The organism is Rhizobium sp. PEPV16 (assembly GCF_008919455.1).
GTDB classification, from domain to species: Bacteria; Pseudomonadota; Alphaproteobacteria; order Rhizobiales; family Rhizobiaceae; genus Rhizobium; species Rhizobium leguminosarum_Q.
Window position 1 is genome coordinate 204,237 of record NZ_VSZV01000310.1, and the last position, 21,927, is coordinate 226,163.

Here is a 21,927-nt window from a genome sequence, read left to right on the forward strand (position 1 = left end):
ACCGAGAACGGCAGGTGCCTCGATCAGCAGAAGCCGCGTGCGCCCTTGCGCCATCATCGCATCGAAATAGGCCGAGGCACCGGCGATCAGCATGGCACGCGGCGCGCCGTAGGACGCCGAGCGCGCCTCGATCGCAGCGGCCACCGCGCGCGCCTCGCATTCGATAACCGCCCGAAAAAGCGCCTTCTTGTCTTCAAAATGATGGTAGAGCGCGCCACGCGTCACTCCCGCCGCCGTGACGATCTCCGGCGTCGCGGTTTCGGCATAACCTTTCTCGACGAAGAGACGTCGACCGGCATCGATCAGTGCCTGTCTCGTCTGCTCCGTTCTCTCGCGATTGCTGCGGCTCATGCACCCTCTTTACATACAAACTGAATGTATGTTAATAGTGAAAAACATACAGCCTGTATGTAAAAAAAGAGGAACGAGATGAAATCGACAAGCTATTATCCTGTCATCATGACAGACGACGTTGCCGGCACCGCCAGCTTTTATTGCACGCATTTCGGCTTCAAAGCTCTGTTCGAAAGCGACTGGTATGTTCACCTGCAATCGGCAGAGGAGGAGTATATCGCGCTTGCCATCCTTGACGGCAGCCACGAGACCATCCCGGCCACAGCCCGCGGCAGGGTGTCCGGCCTGCTCCTCAATTTCGAGGTCGCCGATGTCGATGCGATCTATGCAGCCTGCCGGAGCGCCGGCCTGCCAATTCTGAGAGAAATCCGCGACGAGGATTTCGGCCAGCGGCATTTCATCACCGCCGATCCGAACGGCGTGCTGATCGACATCATCAAGCCGATCCCGCCGAGCGCCGAATTCGCGGCGATGTACGACGCGTCCGCCCTGCCCGCTTGAGCCTCAGGCTCGCAAGCCGAGATCCTTAGCGGAAACCAGCTTGTGCAGATGAACCATCATGCCGGCGGCAAAAAGCGGCGTCAGAAGATTGACGATCGGGATCGCCAGGAAAAGGGCGATCATCAGCCCGCCGAGAAAAACGGTGGAGGCATGCTTGGCGCGGAAGAGCCGCGCCTCATCCGGCGAGCGGAAGCGCATGGCGGCGAATTCGAAGAACTCGCGTCCGAGCAGATAGCCGTTCACCAGAAAGAACGCGACCAGATTGACGCCGGGTATGAACAGCAGCAGCAATGCCACGATATTGCCGAGAATCACCACGCCGAGGAACTTGATCGAGCTTACCATCGCCGGACCGAGCGGCATGGCGGTGCCCGGCGTGTCCTTGGGATAGTCGCGCTTTTCGATGACCTCGGCGACGTCGTCGAGAAACAGGCCGGCAATCAGCGCCGTGACCGGCGACAGCAGCAGCGCCAGCATGAGAGCAAGGCCGATTCCGGCAAAAATTGCGAAGATGAGAGCGAACCACCCCGCCCAATCCGGCATATCGGGAAAGAAGCTCGTGAGCCAGGGAAAGAGAAAGGCCATGAAGGCCCCGCGCAACGCGAACCAGAGGCCGACAAGCACGAGAACCGTCAGGCCGAGCACCTTCCAGAAGACAGAACGTGTTTCCGTTGCGAACAGATTGGCGAGCGAAAGTCGAGCGGCGTCAAGAATCATGTCTCAGGCGTCTCCGGTTGCGCCGAAGATGTAGGGAAGATGCGGGCCACCGACAAGAGAGAATAAAATTGCATTCAGTAATAGAAAACTTGTCGAAAACCAAATACTAATATAATATTGTGACATACATGAAATACGCACGGGCCTGAGAAGCAGCTTCCGAAATAGTTGCAAAGACAAGGGGTCGCAACAGCGCATCCACGGAACGCCTCTGAGGAAGATGGGGAGGCTGCCGTGGAAGACTTTGTGCAAAAACTCAGGCAATACGCAAAAACCGGCACACCGGCCGAGCGCCGTATCGCGAAATATTTTACCGAGCATCTGAACGACCTGCCGTTCGAGACGGCTGCGTCCGTTGCCGACAGGCTGGATCTCTCGCCGATGACCGTCGGGCGCTTCCTGCGCTCGCTCGGTTATCAGGGATTGGACAGCGTCAAGGTGGAGATTCGCGAGACCGTGACGACATCGCCGGCGCAATTACAGAGCGCCATGAGCGAGCTGCATGCCGACGCCGCGGAGGGCAAACCGCTGGCCGTGCTGGTTGCCGAACAGATCCAGGCCCTCCATCATATCTATCATCTGACGGCGCAGCCGCACTGGTCGGAAGCCGTCGGCTTGATCAGCACTGCCCGCGAAGTGTCGATCGCCACGCATGCGCGGCTCGCAAGCCTGGCCAATCATTTCTGCCAGCGGCTGACGCAAGCCCGCGACGGCGTGCGCACGCTCGACGCCGCCGACAACCGTTTTGCGGAACTCTTCGCCCGGCTGGCGGTCGACGACGCACTGCTCGTCATCATCGATTGTCGCCGCTTCGCCAAGGCACGGCTGCTTGCCAGAACGGCGCGGCGCTACGGCTATAAGGTGGTACTCATTTCGCCGCAGCAGGCGGACTGGATGGCGGACCAGTCGAACGTCATGCTGTCCTTGCCGCCCGCGCGCGCCCCCGATCTCGACAATCTTCCACCGCTGATCGCGCTGCTCGATTGCCTGTCGGAATCCGTCATCCTCCAAGTCGGAGAGGAGGCGGCACTTCGCCGCCGCCGCATGATGGAATTCGCGACCGTCCTCGGCGAGACCGCCAGTCACTAAAGCATGTCGCCCAAAACGGCCGGCGGTTTTGCGACAACGACATGCGTAAAACCAAAATCTATTGCATCGATTCCAATTCGACGCGGTGCCGGTGCATGGCGAGAAGACGGCGGTAGTCGCGGTCGTAGAGCGCCTGCTTCGCCTTGTCGGGAAGCCGTTCGTCGGCGCCCGGATACATCGCCTCGCCGGCCGCCGCCAGATCCTTGTACAAGCCGCAGGCGACGGATGCTGCGATCGCCGTGCCGAGCAGCACCGCCTCGTTCATCTTCGGCACCACGACCTTGCAGCCGGTCGCATCGCTATAAAGCTCCATCAGTACCGGGTTTTTCACGTGCCCGCCGGCGATATGCAGCGTATCGGTCATGTAGCCGTATTCCTTCATCATTTCCAGGATATGGCGGATGCCGAGCGCAATCCCCACCGCAGAGCGCCAATAAAGCGCGCAGAGCCCGTCGAAGGACGTATCGAGCGTCAGTCCGCTGACGACGCCGACCGCATGCGGATCGGCGAGCGGCGAGCGGTTGCCATGGAAATCCGGCAGCACGAAGATCCGCGCACCGAAGGCATCGCCCTCCTCGGCCCGCAATTCGGCGATCCGCGCGACGATCCTCTGATGCAGCGGCGCCGTCGGCTCACCGCCTGCCGCATGCATGCGCACGATGTGGTCGAGTAGCGCGCCGGTCGCCGATTGCCCGGCCTCCACCAGCCAGGATTGCGGGAAGACAGCCTCGTAATAGGGACCCCACATGCCATGGCTCGGCTTGCGCTCCCGCGAGAAGGTAACGAGGCAGCTCGATGTGCCGGCAATCAGCGCCAGCTGGTGCTCGCGTTTGACAGGATCGGCGGCATAACCGCCGAGCGCGCCGAGTGCGCCGGCATAGGCGTCGATCATCCCGGCAGCGACACTGCAGTCCACAGTCAGCCCCAGCGCTTCCGCCGCTTCCTCAGTCAGCCGGCCGACGCTGTCTCCGACAGCCGTGGTCTCATCCGGCAAGTGGCCGCGCGCCTGAAGGTCCTCGAGGCCGATCCGCTCCAGGAAATCCTGCTGCCAGCCCTTTTCGAGATGGGCGAGATAGTTCCATTTCGCCGTCAGCGTGCAGCGCGAACGGGCGGGCGATCCGGTCGATTTCCACGTCATGAAATCGGCGAGATCGAAGAAGAAGCCGGCCTTTTCCCATGTGGCGGGCAGCTTTTTCTTCAGCCACATCAGCTTCGGCATTTCCATCTCCGGCGACATCACGTGGCCGGAATGTTCGAGCACCCTGTGCTCCGTCGCCGTGCAGAAATCGGCTTCCTTCAGCGCCCGGTGATCGAGCCAGACGATCGTGTCGAAACGCCGGTCGCCGCCTGTGGAAACGCTGAGCTGCCGGCCCTCGAGGTCACGGACGACGAGCGAACAGGTGGCGTCGAAGCCGATCGCTCCGACCGCGGCGGCGGCGATGCCGGATTGCTCCATCGCCCTGCGCACTGCCGTACAGGCGGCCGACCAGATATCTTCGGAATCATGCTCGGCATGGTTTTCGCGCGGCCGGTTCATCACGATCGGATGCTCGGCCTTGGCAAGCAGACGGCCACGTGCATCGAAGACGCCGGCGCGCGCGCTGCCCGTGCCGATATCCACCGCAACCACATGATCCCGCATCAAGTCTTGGTCCCGTCCAGCTTATGGTTGCGGACAAGGTGTATCAAATCCGGCATGGCGTCAAACACCACATCAGGCGAAAGGCGGTCGAGTTCGGCACGATATCCGGTGAAATTGGCATGTGATCCGCCGGTGAAGGCAAAGACCGTCATGCCCGCCGCCTTGGCGGCGGCAATGCCGGCCGGGCTGTCTTCGACGACAAGGCAATGAGCCGGCTCGACCTGCATTTCACGCGCCGCATGCAGGAAGAGATCGGGCGCCGGCTTGCCGCGCTTGACCATCGTTGCGCTGAAGATGTCGGGCAGCCTGTCGAGAAGCCCGGTCACCGACAGCGACAACCGGATTCGTTCCATCTGGCTGGAGGAGGCAACGCAACAGCGAACGCCAAGCCCGTCGATCGCCGCGGCGATACCGTCGATCGGCTTCAGTTCCGTGCGAAAACGGGCATAGAGTTCGATGCGGATACGCTCGAGGAATTCCTCGTCGGCATGGACGTTGAATTCGGTTTCCAGCGTATCGATGAGAGTCGACAGGCTGCGGCCGAGAAAACGCTCATAGGCCTGGTCCTCGGTGATCGAGACGCCGAGATCGTTCATCGCCCCGACGAGCACGCTGATCGAGATCGGCTCGCTGTCGACGAGTACGCCGTCGCAATCGAAGATCACCAGCCGTGTTTCAGCATCAGCCATGCAAGACCCAACCTGAGTTCAATTCGGACGCGTTACCGTCCCGCTTCACTCGCTAGGCCGGATGAATGGCGGCAGTAGAGACCGCCACCGAATTCCTTACACTGCGAGCTTGCCGTCGAGATAGAGCTGTAGCGTCTCCCGCGTGCCTTTTTCCCACAGGGTTTTGAGAGCATGGGCGAAACGCTTGCGGAAAAGTTCGGACTTCGCCACTTCGCCGAAAATATCGTCGAAGACGAGGAAGGCCGACGGATCGTCCTTGGCTTTCAGCGCTGCCGCATGCAGGCGCTCTGCGCTCGCGTCGTTAAAGACGATATCCTTGCCGCTGTCGGTCTTGCCGGCGAAATAACGGCACCAGAGTGCTGAAACCAGCGCCAGACCGACGACGTCTCTGCCCTGACGCAGATTGTCGAGCGTCGACGGCAGGATGAATTTCGGTTGGCGGTTCGAGCCGTCCTGCGCCAGACGCGGAATGGTGTCGGCTATTTTCGGGTTGAGCAGGCGATGTTCGATCAGCGCGAAATAATCCGTCAGCGACGTGTTCGGCACCGGCGGCACGATCGGAATGATCTCGTCTTTCTCGAGCTTGGCGAGGAAGGCGCGGATCAGCGGGTCTTCCATGGAATCATGAACGAAATGAATGTCCATCAGCGCCGCCGGATAGGCGATCGCTGCATGTCCGCCGTTGAGGATGCGGATCTTCATATGCTCGTAAGGCGTGACATCGGCAACGAAAGTGACGCCGACCTTTTCCAGCGCCGGCCGGCCGGCGGTGAACTTATCCTCAAGCACCCATTGCTTGAATTCCTCGCAATAGACCGGCCAACTGTCTTCGATTTGGAAATTGTCCCTGAGGAAATCGATCTCGCGCTGGCTGGTCGCCGGCGTGATTCGGTCGACCATGGCGTTCGGGAAGGCGACATTCGCTCGGATCCAGTCGGCAAAGGCAGGGTCCGAAAGTGCCGCCGTGCCGACGACGGCATTGGCGGTGACGATGCCATTATGGGGAATGTTGTCGCAGGACATGACGGTGAAGGGTCCGATGCCCTTGTCCTTGCGCGCCTTCAGGCCGGCGACGATCAGGCCGAACACCGTCTTCGGCGCGTTGGGGTTCTCCCCGTCTGCGGCGATCGCCGGATGGGCCGGATTGAACGTGCCTGATGCATCGATGAAATAGCCGCCCTCGGTGATCGTCATCGAAACGATGCGGATTTCGGGATCGGCAAGCCTGGCGATGATCGCAGCGGCATCGCCGACCGGCAGGATGTCGATCATCGGTGCGGTGACCCGCGCCGCCGTCTTGTTGTTGTCCTGCTCGACCACCGTCGTCAGGAAATCCTGCGCCGCAAGCTTTTCGCGCATCGCGGCATCCGACGGCAGCACGCCGGCGCCGACGATCGCCCAGTCGTGATCCGTGCCGGCGTTGAAGAGTTCGTCGAGATAGATCGCCTGATGGGCACGGTGGAAATTGCCGACGCCGAAGTGCACGATGCCGGCTTTCAGCGACGCCCTGTCATATCCAGGGATGGCAGCAGTGCGCGCCACATCCGAAAGCGTTGCCAGCGATAGTTTGCACGTCATGTTTCAGTCCTCTTGAAGGTCTTGCCGATACGGCCGGGCGCCATCGTCCGGCTCGCATGCCTGCCCCCCGCCCGGCCGCCTGCTTCAGATGGCAAGGCCGCCCTCGTTGAATTTGTGAATACGCGAACGGTCCGGCGTCAGGAAGACCGTATCGCCCGCTTTGGCAGCGAAATCGCCGCTTCCGCGCGCCGTCAGCATGCCGATGCCATCGGCATCGATATGCAGGAAGGTGTCGGAACCGAGATGTTCGGCGACCACGACCCTGCCCTTCCAATCGCCGCTCTCCATCGACAGCAGCACATGTTCTGGCCGGACGCCGATGGTATGAGCGTCGAGCGCGGCGGCGTTTTGGCCGGTGATGAAGTTCATCTTCGGCGATCCGATGAAGCCAGCGACGAAGAGGTTGCGGGGGTGGCTGTAGAGTTCGAGCGGCGATCCGACCTGCTCGATATTGCCCCTGTTCAGGACGACGATTTTGTCGGCCATGGTCATCGCCTCGACCTGGTCGTGGGTGACGTAGACCATCGTCGTCTTCAGCTGCTGATGCAACTCGCTGATTTCGAGGCGCATGTTGACGCGCAGCGCCGCATCGAGGTTCGACAGCGGTTCGTCGAACAGGAAGGCCGAAGGCTGGCGCACGATAGCGCGGCCGATCGCCACGCGCTGGCGCTGGCCACCGGACAGCTGGCGCGGCTTACGCTCGAGATAATCGGTGAGATTAAGCACCCGGGCGGCATCGCTCACCTTGCGGTCGATCTCTGCCTTGTCGATGCCGGCCATCTTCAGCGGGAAGGCGATGTTGTTGCGCACGCTCATATGCGGATAAAGCGCATAGGACTGGAACACCATGGCAAGGCCGCGCTCGGACGGCGCCTTTTCGGTGGCGTCCCTGCCGTCAATGACGATCTTGCCGCCGGAGACATCCTCGAGCCCGGCAATCAGCCGGAGCAGCGTGGACTTGCCGCAGCCCGACGGGCCGACGAAGACGACGAACTCGCCGTCCTTGATGTCGAGATCGATCGAAGGGATGACCTTGGCTTCGCCGAAGACCTTGGAAACCTTCTGAAGGGTAATACTGCCCATGTTTCTCTCCCTTTTATGTTATTTCACAGCGCCGAAGGTCAGGCCGCGGACGAGTTGTTTCTGGCTGAACCAGCCAAGGATCAGGATCGGCGCAATTGCCATCGTCGATGCCGCCGAGAGCTTGGCGTAAAACAGGCCTTCGGGGCTGGAATAGGAGGCGATGAAGGCCGTCAGTGGTGCTGCCTTCGAGGCGGTGAGGTTGAGCGTCCAGAACGCCTCGTTCCAGGCAAGGATGATGTTCAAGAGCAGCGTCGAGGCGATGCCGGGCACGGCCATCGGTGTCAGCACGTAGACGATCTCCTTCATCAGCGACGCCCCATCCATGCGCGCCGCCTCGAGGATCTCGCCGGGGATTTCCTTGAAATAGGTGTAGAGCATCCAGACGATGATCGGCAGGTTGATCAGCGTCAGCACGATCACCAAGCCGGTGCGCGTGTCGAGCAGGCCGAAATTGCGGAACATCAGATAGATCGGGATCAGCGCGCCGACCGGCGGCATCATCTTGGTCGACAGCATCCACATCAGCACATCCTTGGTCCGCTTGGTCGGCGAAAACGCCATCGCCCAGGCGGCAGGAATGGCGATGATCAGGCCGATCAGCGTCGAGCCGAAGGAGATGATCACCGAGTTCATGAAGTGGCCGAGATAGTTCGACCGGCTCTGCACCTCCGCGTAGTTCTCCGTCGTCCAGTGGAAGAACAGGAACTGCGGCGGCGAGGCGATGGCGTCGGCTTCCGACTTGAAGCTGGTGAGAAACGTCCACAGAATCGGGAAGAAAATCAGGATGCCGAGCGTCCAGGCGATCGCGGTGACGATGAGCTTGCGCTTGGTTGTGACTTTTCTGGCCATCTCAAGCCTCCAGATTCTTGCCGACGAGGCGCACGAGGAAGATCGCGACGATATTGGCGAGGATAACAGCCACGATCCCGCCGGCCGATGCCCCGCCGATATCGAACTGCAGCAGCGCCTGGGCATAAACGAGATAGGTGAGGTTGGTGCTGTCGGTGCCCGGCCCGCCATTGGTGGTGACGAGGATTTCGGCAAAGACCGAAAGCAGGAAGATCGTCTGGATCAGGATCACCACGGTGATGGCACGCGCCATGTGCGGCAGGATGATGTAGATGAACTTCGAGATCGGCCCGGCGCCGTCCATCTCGGAGGCTTCCTTCTGCTCCTCGTCGAGCGACTGCAGCGCCGTCAGCATGATGAGGGTGGCAAACGGCAGCCACTGCCAGGCGACGATCAGAATGACGGAAAACAGCGGCGCATTTGCCAGCCAGTCGATCGGCTGCAGGCCGAGCGCTTTGGCAAGATGGGCAAACAACCCGTTGACCGGGTTCATGAACATGTTCTTCCAGACCAGCGCCGCCACCGTCGGCATGACGAAGAACGGCGCAATCACCAGGATGCGCACGATGCCCTGGCCGTACATCGGCTGGTCGAGCAGCAGCGCAAAGGCGATGCCGCCGATGACGGTGATCAACAACACGCCGGCGACGAGCAGCAGCGTGTTGATCAGCGCGGCGAAGAAGGCCGGATCCGTCAGGAAGTATTCGTAGTTCAGAAAACCGACGAAGCTTTCCATGCCGGGGCTGAGCAGATTGTAGTTCAGCAGCGAGAAATAGATCGTCATCGCCAGCGGGACGATCATCCACGCAAAGAGCAGCAGCACGGAGGGCGCAATCATCAGGCGCGCGGAGGAGCGGGTGTGTAAGGTTGCCATGGCAATCACCGATCTGGACTGAAGCGGGGAGCGGCCGCAAGGCAGCTTTGTCTGAAAAAAGCGGCCGCCGATGCAGTTCGGGCAATCGGCGGCCCAGAGAGGCGGATTGTCAAGGATCCGCCTCTTGCTCGGGAGGTTTTACTTAATGTAGCCGGCCTTGGTCATTTCGCGGGTGGCCAGCTGCTGTGCGCTCTTCAGGGCCTGGTCGACCGAAAGCTGGCCGGCAAGGGCTGCCGAGAACTGCTGACCGATCGCCGTGCCGATGCCCTGGAATTCCGGGATCGCCACGAACTGGACGCCGACATAGGGAACCGGCTTGACGGTCGGCTTGGTCGGGTCTGCGGAGTTGATGCTATCCAGCGTCATCTTCGCAAACGGAGCGGCCTTCTGGTATTCCGCATTCGCATAGAGCGAGGCGCGCGTGCCCGGAGGTGCGTTCAGCCAGCCGTCCTTCTCGGCAACGAGGTTGCTGTAATCCTTACTCGTGGCCCAGGCGACAAACTTCTCGGCGGCTTCGGCCTTCTGCGAACCTGCCGGGATGGCAAGGCTCCAGGCCCACAGCCAGTTGCCGCGTTTGCCGAGACCCTTGTCGGGAGCCAGCGCAAAGCCGACCTTGTCGGCGACGGTCGATTCCTTCGGGTTGCTGACGAAGGATGCGGCAACGGTCGCATCGATCCACATGCCGCACTTGCCGGTCTGGAACAGCGCCAGGTTCTCGTTGAAGCCGTTGGAGGAGGCGCCCGGAGGGCCGGCATCCTTCATCAGCTTGACGTAGAAGTCGAGCGTATCCTTCCACTCCGGCTGATCGAACTGCGGCTTCCAGCTCTCATCGAACCAACGGGCGCCGAAGGAGTTGGACATGGCCGTCAGGAAGGCCATGTTCTCGCCCCAGCCGGCCTTGCCGCGCAGGCAGATGCCGTAGACTTCCTTGTCCTTGTCCGTGATCTTGCGGGCAGCGTCGGCAATGAAGTCCCAGGTCGGGGCGTCGGGCATCTTCAGGCCGGCAGCGTCGAACAGGTCCTTGCGGTACATCACCATCGAGCTTTCGCCGTAAAACGGCGCCGCATAAAGCTTGCCGTCCATAGTCAGGCCGCTGCGGATCGCCGGCAGCAGGTCGTCGACGTCGTAATTGGCGCCGAGATTGTCGAGCGGCACCAGCCAGCCCTGCTTTGCCCAGATCGGCACTTCATAGGTGCCGATCGTCAAGACGTCGTACTGGCCGCCCTTGGTCGCGATGTCGGTCGTGACCTTCTGGCGCAGTACGTTTTCTTCGAGGGTTACCCATTCAAGGTCGATGCCGGGATTCTTCGCCTTGAAATCATCCGTCAGCTTCTGCATCCGGATCATGTCGCCGTTGTTCACGGTCGCGATTGTCAGCGTTTCGGCCGAAGCCATACCGGCAAACGCCAGTGCTGAGCAGGCGCCCAGCAGAAAAGTTCTCAATGTCATAATCTTCCTCCCAGAAGATGGGGTGTGAGCATTCGCTTCGCTCATGGGCAATTACTCAACAAACGATAACGAATGTCAATCGGCAATCGTTGCTGCGATGCCGAAGAGTGTATTCATCTAATTGATTAAACTAGGATATTTTTTGCTCAATTCCTGAGCAAAAACTCAGCAGTCTCTTCATCGGTGATCAAAGCATTGATTTGATGGCCGACAACGGCAGCTCTGATCGCCTTGAATTTGCGCTTGCCCTTGGCCAACCCAATGACCATCGATGCGTCGCGGGACGGGATCGGCGCCGATGCGACGCGCTCGTTGATCGGATTGTCGATCAACCTGCCGTCGACATCGAAGATCCAGCCGCAGATTTCTCCGACGGCCCCGCCGCGCATCAGTTCCATCATCTCGTCCTTCTCGAGAAAACCGTCGACGCAGAGCGGTCCATCGATGCCGAGCTCGCCGATGCCGACGAAGGTGACATCGGCTTGCGCGCTCATATTAAGCGTCGACCGCACCAGTTGCTGGCCATGCAGCAGCTCCCGCTCCTCCGCCGAGGTGACGAGCACCGGCAACGGCATCGGATAGTGCCGCGCCTTCACGGCGTCGGCCATGCTGAAAATGACGTTGTAATAGGCCGCCGATCCGTCCGGGGCGATATTGCCGGTCAGCGAAACGATGCGGTGATTGGGACATTCGATCGCCGGCAGCTGGTCGACGGCCGCCTTCAGCGTGCGGCCGGTCCCAATGGCGAGGACGATCGGCTCTGGCCGTTTCAGCCACCGCTCGATCTCGGCCGCAGCCGCCTCGGCGATACCGACCGTCGTCGACGACGACGCGGGATCGCTCGGCACCACCTCCACATGTTTCAGCCCGAATTTCCGCCGCAGCTGACTGCCGAGCTCCAGGCAGGCGGCGATCGGATGATCGAGCCGCACCTTGATCAGGCGCTCGGCGACCGCCAGCGACACCAGCCGCTGCGCCGATTGCCGCGAGATGCCCATCGCAGCGGCGATTTCATCCTGTGTACGCCCGGCGACGTAATAGAGCCAGCCGGCACGCGCCGCATCGTCGAGCCGTGCAGGGGTCTCGGATCTTTTTACCATCTATTGCCTACCGCGCAAAATGAGCCGACGTGCCGCCGCCGAACATGATTTGAGTCTGTATCGCGCCAGATCAAAACAAAATTCCGGCAAATGTCGAGCCTGTTGCAAAGAGGTCGGCCAAATAACGCCATCACTCAAGCAAACTCCGTTTAGGCAAACCATTGCACGACGAGATAGATCGCCGCCTTCACGAGACCGTAAATCACCCCGCCGGCAACGACGAGCGACACGGCCGTCATCACGAAGCCGATGAGCGCGAAGAGCCCGTCACGGCCCAAGATCCCGAACGCGAAGACCGAGATCGTGACCGCCGGCAGGATATTGCCGAGCGGGACCGGCAGCAGCAGCACGATCGACAGCAGCAGGCATGCCGCCCCGGCAAGATATTCCGCCGGCGGTTCGGCGAAGATCGCAAGCCTCGGCTTCAGCATGCGCTCCGCCCAAGCGAGCCAGCGGTGGATGCGGCCGACAATGGCCTCGAAATCCTCCCGCCGCATCGAACGGTTGGCAATCACCTTCGGTAGCCAGGGTTTCAGCCCGAAGGTCAGTTGCGCTGCCAGGAAGACCAAGGGCGCGCCGAGCACCGCCGAGGTGCCCGGCGGAGTGGGAAAGGCGTTCGGAAGCGCGAAGATCAGCATCAACGCGCTGATCGCCCTGTCACCCATCGTGTCGAATAGATCGCCGATCGAGATCCGTTCGCGGCTGTGATCGGCGGCCATCTGCCGCAAAATGGATGAGAGGCGGCGGCCTTTGGGACGTGCTCTTCGGATGGTACTGTTTTCTCTCGTATCGATGGTCGTGGGTCCGGCAGTTGATGAAAGTGTAGGGCCGGATTCTGGCGATGCAATATGCCAATTGAATGACTTGCGGGGTTAGAAATTGCGGCTGCGATCGGAGCCGATGGGCTTAAGCTCACCAGATTTCTCCAACGTCTTGCCATGTCGGAATGGAAGATGGAAACCCGTCCCGTCTATCCGATCTCCCCACCCGTGGGAGAGATGTCCGGCAGGACAGAGGGGGTGCCACACGGCACGACCCTAAACCGACACCGCAGCCGAATGAAGGCTTGAAATTCCCCGCCAACAGTGCGAGCAGACGCTCGAAGACCAGAAAAACGTCAGGGTGGCAATGATCATTTCATTCGACATCGGCGGCACCGCCATCAAGGGCGGCATCGCTCGTTCCGAGACAGACATCCTTCCCCTCGGCCGCCGCCCGACGCCCAGGGATGATTTTGCCGCTTTCGTCGAGACCCTGCGCGGCATCATCGCCGAGACCGGTGAGCAGCCGAGCCGCATCGTCCTTTCCATCGCCGGCGTCATCGATCCCGATACGCAGCGCCTGATCTGCGCCAACATTCCCTGCATCCACGACCGCACGCTCGCAGCCGATCTCGGAGCCGAGCTCGGTCTGCCGGTGCTGATCGCCAACGACGCCGACTGTTTCGCGATGGCCGAAGCCGGTCTCGGCGCCGGCCGCGGCCACCGCATCGTCTTCGGCGCCATCCTCGGCACCGGCGTCGGCGGCGGCCTGGTTGCCGACGGACGCCTCGTCAACGAGGCCGGCGGCTTTGCCGGCGAATGGGGTCACGGGCCGATCATCGCATCCGCGGCCGGCAATCCGCCCATCGCCATTCCCGCCTATGCCTGCGGCTGCGGACAGAGGGGCTGCGTCGACACCGTCGGCGGCGCCCGCGGCCTGGAGCGCCTGCACAAGACGTTGCACGATCTCGAGCTTGCCAGCGAGGAGATCATCGCTCAGTGGCGCCATGGAGAGGAGAAGGCGACACGGACGATCGACGTCTATGTCGATCTCGTCGCCTCGCCTTTGGCGCTGACGATCAACATCACCGGTGCGACCATCGTGCCGGTCGGCGGCGGGCTTTCCAATGTCGAGCCGCTGCTTGCCGAGCTCGACCACGCGGTGCGCGCCCGAATCCTGCGCAAGTTCGACCGCCCGCTGGTGGTGCGCAGCGAATGCCGCATCGAACCCGGCCTGATCGGCGCAGCGCTTTTGGGGCTGAAGGCCGAGGCGGCCTGAAGCAGTTCCACGAAAAGTGCGAAGCGATTTTCCGTCCGGAATTGCGATTCCTTAAAGCATCGGCCACATCCGCACGACCGCTGCGAACCGATCCCAGTCCTTGCGCGCCGAAGGCGTCCAGGCAGCCTCGGCGATTGCCGGGAGCCGCGGAAAAACCAGCCGGTTGAAATAGGCGCGCGAGACGAAGTTCTCGGTCCAGATGCAGGCCTGGATGCCGCGCATCTTCTCCTGCAGCGCCTCCGGCAGCTCGCCCTCGGCCTCGTAAGCGTAGGTATGTTCCGGCGGTGCGTAGCCCGCCCAGCTGGCGCCGGGCTCGGCCCAGGCCTCTGCCTGCGCCATGTCGAGATAATAGGCTTGCCCCGGTGTCATCACCACGTCGTAACCTTCTTGCGCGAGCTCGATGCCGACCTCAGACTTTTCCCAGGCCATCAGCAGCGTGCCGTCGCGATCGACCCCGCCGCCGTGCGAGACCTCGTTCCAGCCGACGAGTTTCTTGCCGCGCTCCGACAGTATGGCTTTGATACGTTTCAGGAAATAGGATTGCAGCTCGGCGGTGCCGGCAAGTTTCTCCCGCTCCATCAGTGCCTTGCAGAGCGGCGAGAAAAGCCAGGAGCCATGCGCCACTTCGTCGCCGCCGATATGAAGGTACTCGCCGGGAAACAGTGTCACCATCTCGTCGAAAACCTTGCCGAGAAATTCATAGGTGAATTCCACCGCCGGATTGAGGGCGTTGTTCGGATAACCCTGCACCGAGCGGTAACTATCCGGCGCCTCCTGCCCGTCGACGAGCTCGGGCAGTGAGAACAGCGTCGCCATGCTGTGGCCCGGAATATCGATTTCCGGCACCACCTCGATATGCAGCGAGGCGGCATGCGCAACGACCCGCCTGGCGTCCTCCTGCGTGTAATGGCCGGAGCGCGTTTGCGCCCCGTCGCCGAGCTGCGGCACGAGCACTTCATCCGGCCCGCGCCGGGCGCCGATCTCCGTCAGCGCGGGATAGGCCTTGATCTCCAGCCGCCACGCTTCGTCATCGGTCAGATGCCAGTGGAAGATGTTGAGCTTGTTCCAGGCCAGAATATCGATCAGCCGCACGACGTCTGCCACCGGATAGAACTGCCTGGACACATCGAGTTGGCAGCCGCGCCAGTCATAACGCGGCTGGTCGGCGACCGTGCCGAAACTGGGGAATTTGAAGCGCTCGCGATCGGCGCGGGCGCCGTGCAGCAGTTGCGCCAGGCTGATCAGCCCGTAATGCCGCCCGGCGGCATCCGCACTCGAAAGCACGATTTCATGCGCCGTAAAACGCAATTCGTAGGCAAAGGCGGCGATCGACGATTCGGTGACGAAACGAATGGCCCGCCCCCCTTCGACGGCACTGAGGGAAAACGGCACGCTGTCGGCCGGATAGAGCCGTTGGTAGAGCTCCAGAACCAGCGAGAGCGCTTTGATCGCATCGGGCCGCGTCCGCGCGGCCGGATAAAGGACGACCGGCAGCTCTCCCGCCTTCAGCCCGAGCGCCAGCGGCCAGGGCAGCAGCGAATAAGGTTCCTCGGCCCGGCCCGGCGGCAGAAGCGGTAACGCCACGCCGCCATCCCGGCCTTCGAGCATGAGATCGCCGAAACCAACCGGAACGTGGCGTCGGTCGCCAAGTGTCAGATAGGCCGATTTGACGCCTGATGTCATATGTTTCGGCTCCCTGGTCAGCCCCTCGACGGTGAACCGCCAGCGCCCGCCGGGCGGCACGCTGAGCTCTTCGGGCGGCAGGAATTCGTGGAAATGCGCGACCTGCCGCTTCAGGCTACCGCCGTCGCAGAGATGTTTGTCGGCAACCCGCGTCTCTGACGTATAGGCGAGCGAGAAGCCGGACAGCGGCTCGGTCGAAAGATTGAAAAGCGTGAAGGTGAGGCGCCCGAAACTGCCCTCGATCGGGCTCCAGCTTGCTTCCAGATGGTAATCGGCCATGGTCGTGCCCTGCCTCGTCGCTGAGTGGCCGGATCGCGGTTGGTCTCCCGGCATGCTTTCGCAGCTTAACTTTTTCGAGGCGGCAATGGAATCGGCGCCCGGGTCCGAGGCGGAGCGGACAGCGATGACCCGCTCAAAGGCCGCCTGCCGAGCCGAGGCTAAGCAGCGAGAACCTGTGACCTGCAAGGAAAACGGCGCGGCTTTCGCCGCGCCGTCCTCACTCTGCTGCCAACGCCGGCGGATGTCTGTCATCCGCCTCTTCCTGGATGGCGTCGGCATGCTGGCCTGGCTCGTCCTTTGTTTTCGGCTCCCGGCCGAAGAAAAGGGCGTAACCGGCGGGCAGAACCAGAATGGTGAGCACGGTCGCAACCAGGATGCCGCCCATCATCGCGTAGGCGAGCGGACCCCAGAAGACACCGCGCGAGATCGGGATCAGCGCCAGCACGGCGGTCAGCGCCGTCAGCATGATTGGCCGGAAACGCCGTACGGCCGCGCCGACGATGGCCTCCTGCCGGTGCATGCCGGCCTTGATATCCTGGTCGATCTGATCGACCAGGATGATCGAGTTGCGCATGATGATGCCGAGCAGCGCGATGACGCCGAGGATCGCCACGAAGCCAAAGGGCGCGCCGCTGATCAGCAATGCGGCCGCCGCACCGATGATCCCGAGCGGACCGGTCGCGAGCACCAGCATCGCCTTGCCGAAATGCTGCAGCTGCACCATCAACAGCACGATGATGACGGCGAGCATGATCGGCGCCTTGGCGGCGATCGACATCTGGCTTTCCGCCGCATCTTCGGCGCCGCCCTGGATCTCGACATGGTAGCCGGCAGGCAGGCTGTCGCGCAGGTCCTTCATGTCGGCATACATCTTCATCACCACGTCGTTCGGCTGCACATCGTCAGGCAGCGTGGCGCGCACGGTGATCGTCGGCAGGCGGTTGCGCCGCCATTCGATGCCCTGCTCCATGACGGGCACGACCTTGGCGACCTGCGACACCGGCACGAAGCCGCCGAAATCCGTCGGCACATAGACCGAGTTGACCGCCGACAGCAGCGAGCGGCTGGCATCCGGCTCGCGGGCGACGATCGAGACCGTCTCCTCGCCGTCGCGGAAATCGTCGAGCGCAGCCCCCGACATGGCGGTCTGCAGCATCTGGCGCACGCGCTGCGACGTGACGCCGAGTGCTCGGGCGCGGTCCTGGTCGATCACCAGCTTCATTCCCGGCACCTCTTCCAGCCAGTCGTCATGGATGGCGCCGAGCATCGGATTGGTCTGGAAGCGCGCCTTTACCTGATCGGCGATCTCCCTAACTTCCTGGCGGTCAGGCCCCATGACCCGCATCTGCACCGGCCAGCCGGTCGGCGGACCGAGGAAGAGGCGATCGACCTTGCCGCGAATGTCGGGGAAGTCTTCCGCAAGGATCGTCCGTAGCTTGACGATCAGCCGCTCGCGTGCCGGCTCGTCATTGGCCATGACAAGCAGCTGGGCGAAGTTCGGATTGCGCAGCTGCTGGTCGAGCGGGAGGAAGAAGCGTGGCGCGCCTTCGCCGATATAGGTGGCGATGAACCGCTTGTCGGGATCATCCATCATCTTGGCTTCGAGCGCCTTTGCCTGCACCTCGACTTCCTTGATGCTGGTGCCCTCGGGCAGCCAGAGATCGACGAGGATTTCCGGCCGCGAAGATTGCGGGAAGAAATTCTGCGGAATGAATTGAAAGGCCCAGAGGCTGGTGACGAAGGTGCCGAGCGTCAGCAGCAGCACGATGACCCGGTGGCGCACCGCCCAGCCGACAGTGCCGCGCAGCCGCCGGTAGAAGCCGGTGTCGAAGGCGTCGTGATGCTCGCCGGCGTGATGGCGCTGCTTGAGGATCATATAGCCGAGCCACGGCGTGAAGTAGACCGCGACGAACCACGAGGTGACAAGCGCGATGCCGACGACGTAAAACAGCGACCGCACATATTCGCCGGCCGTCGAGGCCGCGAAGCCGACGGGAATGAAGCCGGCCGTGGTGATCAGCGTGCCCGTCAGCATCGGAAAGGCGGTCGAAGAGTAGGCGAAGCTTGCCGCCTCGATCTTGACGAGCCCCTCTTCCAGTTTTCGCTCCATCATCTCGACGACGATCATCGCATCGTCGACAAGCAGGCCGAGCGCGATGATCAGCGCGCCGAGCGAGATGCGCTGCAGGTCGATGCCGAGTTCGTACATCAGCGCAAAGGTGGCGGCGAGCACCAGCGGAATGGCGATGGCGATGACGAGGCCCGATCGCCAACCAATCGACACGAACGAGACGACCAGCACGATGATGAGAGCTTCGCCGAGCGCATGCATGAATTCGCTGACCGCATCCGTCACCACGTCCGGCTGGTTGGCGATCTGATCGACGGCGACGCCATAGGGCAGCGCCTCCTCGAAGCGCTGATATGTCGCCTCCACGCCCTTGCCGACATCGGTCACGTTGAAGCCCTTGGCCATCACGACGCCGACCTGAACGCTGTCGTGACCGTTGAAACGGTACTTGCGCTGGTAGGGATCTTCGAGCCCGGAACTGACCGTGGCGATATCACCGAGCCGCGTCACCTGGCCGCCGGCGCGAAGGCGCAGTTCGCGGATATCGGCGGCCTTCTTCACGTCGCCTTCGACCGATATGCGCACCGAGCGCAGGCCGGTATCGACGGAGCCGGCCGGATCGACATTGTTCTGGCCCTTGATGGCGTTCTGCAGATCGAGGATCGTCAGGCCGCGCTCGGCGAGCGCCTTGGACGAGACATCGATATAGATCTTCTCAGGCTGGTCGCCGATGATGACGGCTTTCTCGACGCCCGGCGTCGTCAGCAGCATATCGCGCGCCTGGATCGCGAATTTCTTCAGTTCCGGATAGGAATAGCCGTCGCCGCTGATCGAATGCAGCGTGATGAAAGTATCGCCGAACTCGTCGTTGAAATAGGGGCCGAGCAGGCCCTGCGGCAATTCGCTAGAGATATCGCCGACCTTCTTGCGCACCTGATAGAAGGCATCGGCCACTTCTTCCGAATTCGTGTCACCCTTGACCTGCAGGGTGATGATCGCACTGCCTGCTCGCGTATAGGACTTGACCCAGTCGATATGCGGCGTTTCCTGCAGCTTGCGCTCGATCTTGTTGACAACCTGATCTTCCATTTCCTGGATGGAAGCACCTGGCCAGATCGCCTGAACGACCATGACGCGGAAGGTGAATTCGGGATCCTCGCGCTGGCCCATGCGCATCAGGCCGAGCACGCCGGTAATGATGATCAGCCCGAAGAGGAAGCGGGCGATGCTCGGATGTCCAATCGCCCAGCGCGACAGATTGAAGGGCCGCTTTTCGTTGGTGGTGGCGTCCATGGTCCTGTTCTCTCTTTATCGCGCGTTCAGCGGACGGTCTGGTCCGTGGCGGCCAGGGCCGACTGCTGGTCCGGCACCTTCACCTTCAGGTTCTCGCTCATGAACTGGGTGCCGGCCGAAACGACGAGATCGCCGGTATCGAGACCCTCGGTCACATGCACGCCGTCGCCGGTGAAGTCGGCGACCTTGATGTCGCGGCCATGCACGGTCGCCGTGTCGCGGTCGACGGTCCAGACCATCTGCTTGCCGTCTTTCTCAGCCAGGGCGCTGAGTGGGATCGAGACATAGCTGTTGCCGTTGCTGACATCGGCCTCGATCGTCGCCGTCATGCCGAGCAACACCTGCGGATCGTTCGGCAGGCTCACCCGAACCGCAAAGGTACGCGACTGCTGGTCGGCGCTGCCGGAAACCTCGCGCACCTTGCCGTCGAGCACCAGCCTGTCGTCAGCCCAGAAGCTGGCCTTGACTGTCTTGCCCGGCTTGAATTCGGCAATGTCGTTTTCCGGAACCGCAATCTGCACTTCCTTTTCGCCGTCGACGGCAACGGCGACGACGGGAGTGCCGGACGCAACGACCTGGCCGACATCGGCATTGATCGTCGTGACAATCCCGTTATGGTCGGCCTTCAGCTCCGCATAACTCACCTGGTTCTTCGCCTGATCGAGCGCCGAGACGGCGGCATCGCGGCTTGAAACGGCCTGATCGTAGCTGAGCGACGCTTGCTCGAGCTGGGATTTCGGCGAAACATTCTTGTCGAACAGCTGCTGATTGCGCTTGTTCACGAGATCGGCGGTTTCGACGCCTTTTTCAGCGGCTGCGAGATTGGCTTCCGCCGTCTTGACCGCCAGCTGGTAATCGGTGGAGTCCATCCGAGCGAGCACGTCGCCCGGCTTCACCTTATCGCCGATATCGACGAGGCGTTCGGTGATCTTGCCGGCGACGCGAAACCCGAGGTTCATCTCGGTGCGCGCCTTGACCGAGCCCGAATAGTCGAGCTTGCGGGTGTCGCCGGCCTTGGCGATCTCGACGACCTTCACCGGCCGGATGACTTGCTTGACCTCAGCCTTCTCTTCCGAGCAGGCGGAAACGCCGATGCCGATGGCGCCGAAGAGCACGAGAATGGAGACGGACGGCATGCGATGGCTGAGGGTCTTGAGCGAAAACATCTTCCGCACTCCTGGATCGTTTGGGGTTTCGGCGGCGGCTGCCGTCCATCATTTCTTCAGCGCCCTGATCACATAACTGATCAGCTCGTCGACGCTTGCGCGGTTCGTTTTGGCAAGACATTGCGCCACCATCTGCGGGTGACAGAGATTGATCGTCGCCGCGCCGAAGCAGCGTGAAGCAACGACCGGGTCCTGCTCGGCGAATTCCCCGGCTGCAATGCCTTCGGCGATGATTTCGGCAATGAGATCATGGACGCGGTCGATATGTTTCTCGATGACATGCCAGTCGCGTTCGATCGCGACGACGATCATCTCGTGCACCTTCATCTCGTCGAGCATCAGATCCAGCGTCAACTGGTGCTGGGTCTCGACATAGCGGCGCAGCCGCTCGCTGGCGCTGATCGGCTGATGACGGATGTCGTAAGCGATTTGATAGGCAGTGGCGAGCATGCGCCCACAGAGCGCCTGGTGAATTTCGACTTTGGAGGCGAAGAAACGATAAATATTGGCTGGCGACATGCCGAGATCGCGGGCAATGTCGGCCACCGTCGTCTTGCTGTAGCCATAGTGCCGAAACAGCCGCTCGGCCGCGTCGAGAATGCGGGTCACATTCTCCTGCCGCGTGACGTCGAGCGTATTTTCCGCAATGTCGTTCATGAGTTTCGATACCTCGAGTTACGACTGACGATTTGTGAATTTCGTCAGTCGTAAAATATCAGACGTCATTTGTCAACGTCTCGCCATTTTCGCATAGCCCGGGAACGGTCTGGCGCTGGTTGAGCGATCCACGCCGGAGTGGAGCATCGCCCGCATCGGGCGGATATTTTACATCGATCCGTTCAATCGCGACGAACTCGCCGGGATAGCGGCGCTTGATCGCCTGGCTTCAAGCTGGCGCGACTATGCTGCTCGCCGGCTCCAAAGCGGGAGAATCGAGGATTGGGCGAAACGCCTCGAGGGCCATGAGGCAGCAGGAGACTGAAAGTGCCGCGACGCAGAAGCGCGCGGCACTCCGTTGAGGCAACAGGAATCAGACGACCTTGACGTCGAGTGTGATCGGAACCGACGCAAGCGCCTTGGAAACCGGGCAGCCGGCTTTCGCCTTGTTGGCAAGTTCGGTGAAGGTCGCTTCATCGGCACCGGGAATACGGCCGGAGAGCGAGAGATGGATGGCGGTGATGGCAAAGCCGCCCTCGACGCTTTCGAGCGTCACCTTGGCGGAGGTTTCCATATGCTCGGCGGTAAAGCCGGCTTCACCGAGGATCAACGACAGCGCCATCGTGAAGCAGCCGGCATGGGCGGCACCGATCAGCTCTTCCGGGTTGGTGCCGGGGATGCCTTCGAAGCGGCTTGCAAAGCCGTAGGGATAGTCCTTCAGGGCGCCGCTCTGCGTCGAGATCAGGCCTTTGCCGTCCTTGAGGCCACCGGTCCAATGGGCCGAAGCCGTGCGATTGATCTGCATGCCGTCCT

The 21,927-nt window shown here is 61.8% G+C and carries 19 protein-coding genes; 3 read left to right on the top strand and 16 right to left on the bottom strand.

Translation table 11 applies throughout. The features are described 5' to 3' along the window. Positions 1-351 (bottom strand): TetR family transcriptional regulator (locus tag FY112_RS18020; RefSeq protein WP_246700705.1); only part of this gene is annotated, 351 nt, incomplete at its 3' end. 78 nt (positions 352-429) lie between these two features. Between FY112_RS18020 and FY112_RS18025 the strand changes: the two genes are divergently transcribed. Beyond that, the gene (locus FY112_RS18025; RefSeq protein ID WP_094087375.1) at positions 430-855 is read left to right on the top strand and encodes a VOC family protein; all 426 of its coding nucleotides are present in this window, start codon (positions 430-432) and stop codon (positions 853-855) included. 3 nt (positions 856-858) lie between these two features. Here FY112_RS18025 and FY112_RS18030 read toward each other — a convergent pair whose 3' ends face one another. Then, positions 859-1,572: a sulfate transporter family protein gene (locus FY112_RS18030; protein WP_094087374.1), complete on the bottom strand. Its 714-nt coding sequence runs from the start codon at positions 1,570-1,572 to the stop codon at positions 859-861. A 234-nt stretch (positions 1,573-1,806) separates the two neighbouring features. Here FY112_RS18030 and FY112_RS18035 point away from each other — a divergent pair, with 234 nt between their 5' ends. Continuing rightward, a complete protein-coding gene (locus FY112_RS18035) occupies positions 1,807-2,661 on the top strand; it encodes a MurR/RpiR family transcriptional regulator (protein ID WP_025396105.1) in 855 nt (284 codons plus the stop codon). A 58-nt stretch (positions 2,662-2,719) separates the two neighbouring features. Here the strand turns inward: FY112_RS18035 and FY112_RS18040 are convergent, their stop codons facing one another. The 9 genes from FY112_RS18040 to FY112_RS18080 all read right to left on the bottom strand — a co-directional run bounded on the left by FY112_RS18040 (position 2,720) and on the right by FY112_RS18080 (position 12,653). Beyond that, positions 2,720-4,303 (bottom strand): FGGY-family carbohydrate kinase, encoded by a 1,584-nt coding sequence (locus tag FY112_RS18040; protein ID WP_131718796.1) that lies wholly within the window; start codon positions 4,301-4,303, stop codon positions 2,720-2,722. Next, positions 4,303-4,992, bottom strand: a complete 690-nt coding sequence (locus FY112_RS18045) for an HAD family hydrolase (protein ID WP_017995242.1) — start codon at positions 4,990-4,992, stop codon at positions 4,303-4,305. Before FY112_RS18045 ends, FY112_RS18040 begins: the two co-directional genes overlap by 1 nt. A 96-nt stretch (positions 4,993-5,088) precedes the next feature. Next, positions 5,089-6,570 carry a mannitol dehydrogenase family protein gene (locus FY112_RS18050; protein ID WP_131718795.1) on the bottom strand — a complete coding sequence of 494 codons (1,482 nt, stop codon included), beginning with the start codon at positions 6,568-6,570 and terminating at the stop codon, positions 5,089-5,091. An 84-nt stretch (positions 6,571-6,654) separates the two neighbouring features. Further along, on the bottom strand, positions 6,655-7,653 hold the full coding sequence (locus FY112_RS18055) for an ABC transporter ATP-binding protein (RefSeq protein ID WP_131718794.1): 999 nt from the start codon (positions 7,651-7,653) through the stop codon (positions 6,655-6,657). Positions 7,654-7,671: 18 nt separating this feature from the next. Then, the gene (locus FY112_RS18060; RefSeq protein WP_017989488.1) at positions 7,672-8,502 is read right to left on the bottom strand and encodes a carbohydrate ABC transporter permease; all 831 of its coding nucleotides are present in this window, start codon (positions 8,500-8,502) and stop codon (positions 7,672-7,674) included. Position 8,503: 1 nt separating this feature from the next. After that, positions 8,504-9,376, bottom strand: a complete 873-nt coding sequence (locus FY112_RS18065) for a sugar ABC transporter permease (RefSeq protein ID WP_072640497.1) — start codon at positions 9,374-9,376, stop codon at positions 8,504-8,506. 138 nt (positions 9,377-9,514) lie between these two features. Then, positions 9,515-10,825: a sugar ABC transporter substrate-binding protein gene (locus FY112_RS18070; protein ID WP_131623707.1), complete on the bottom strand. Its 1,311-nt coding sequence runs from the start codon at positions 10,823-10,825 to the stop codon at positions 9,515-9,517. 146 nt (positions 10,826-10,971) lie between these two features. Continuing rightward, positions 10,972-11,925, bottom strand: a complete 954-nt coding sequence (locus FY112_RS18075) for a sugar-binding transcriptional regulator (RefSeq protein WP_003543131.1) — start codon at positions 11,923-11,925, stop codon at positions 10,972-10,974. Positions 11,926-12,074: 149 nt separating this feature from the next. Further along, positions 12,075-12,653 carry an exopolysaccharide biosynthesis protein gene (locus FY112_RS18080; RefSeq protein WP_181018240.1) on the bottom strand — a complete coding sequence of 193 codons (579 nt, stop codon included), beginning with the start codon at positions 12,651-12,653 and terminating at the stop codon, positions 12,075-12,077. Positions 12,654-13,053: 400 nt separating this feature from the next. Between FY112_RS18080 and FY112_RS18085 the strand changes: the two genes are divergently transcribed. After that, the gene (locus tag FY112_RS18085) at positions 13,054-13,965 is read left to right on the top strand and encodes an ROK family protein (protein ID WP_151518998.1); all 912 of its coding nucleotides are present in this window, start codon (positions 13,054-13,056) and stop codon (positions 13,963-13,965) included. Positions 13,966-14,016: 51 nt separating this feature from the next. Here the strand turns inward: FY112_RS18085 and FY112_RS18090 are convergent, their stop codons facing one another. The 5 genes from FY112_RS18090 to FY112_RS18115 form a co-directional block, all read right to left on the bottom strand. Beyond that, positions 14,017-15,927, bottom strand: coding sequence for a family 20 glycosylhydrolase (locus FY112_RS18090; protein ID WP_151518999.1), 1,911 nt, complete (start codon positions 15,925-15,927; stop codon positions 14,017-14,019). A gap of 217 nt (positions 15,928-16,144) precedes the next feature. Further along, complete coding sequence (locus FY112_RS18095; RefSeq protein ID WP_151519000.1) at positions 16,145-19,291, bottom strand: efflux RND transporter permease subunit; 3,147 nt, start codon at positions 19,289-19,291, stop codon at positions 16,145-16,147. Between the two features lie 26 nt (positions 19,292-19,317). Next, a complete protein-coding gene (locus FY112_RS18100) occupies positions 19,318-20,457 on the bottom strand; it encodes an efflux RND transporter periplasmic adaptor subunit (RefSeq protein ID WP_131623701.1) in 1,140 nt (379 codons plus the stop codon). Between the two features lie 48 nt (positions 20,458-20,505). Beyond that, a complete protein-coding gene (locus tag FY112_RS18105) occupies positions 20,506-21,114 on the bottom strand; it encodes a TetR family transcriptional regulator (RefSeq protein WP_131623699.1) in 609 nt (202 codons plus the stop codon). Positions 21,115-21,487: 373 nt separating this feature from the next. After that, positions 21,488-21,919, bottom strand: coding sequence for an OsmC family protein (locus FY112_RS18115; protein ID WP_017962203.1), 432 nt, complete (start codon positions 21,917-21,919; stop codon positions 21,488-21,490). Positions 21,920-21,927: the final 8 nt, after the last annotated feature.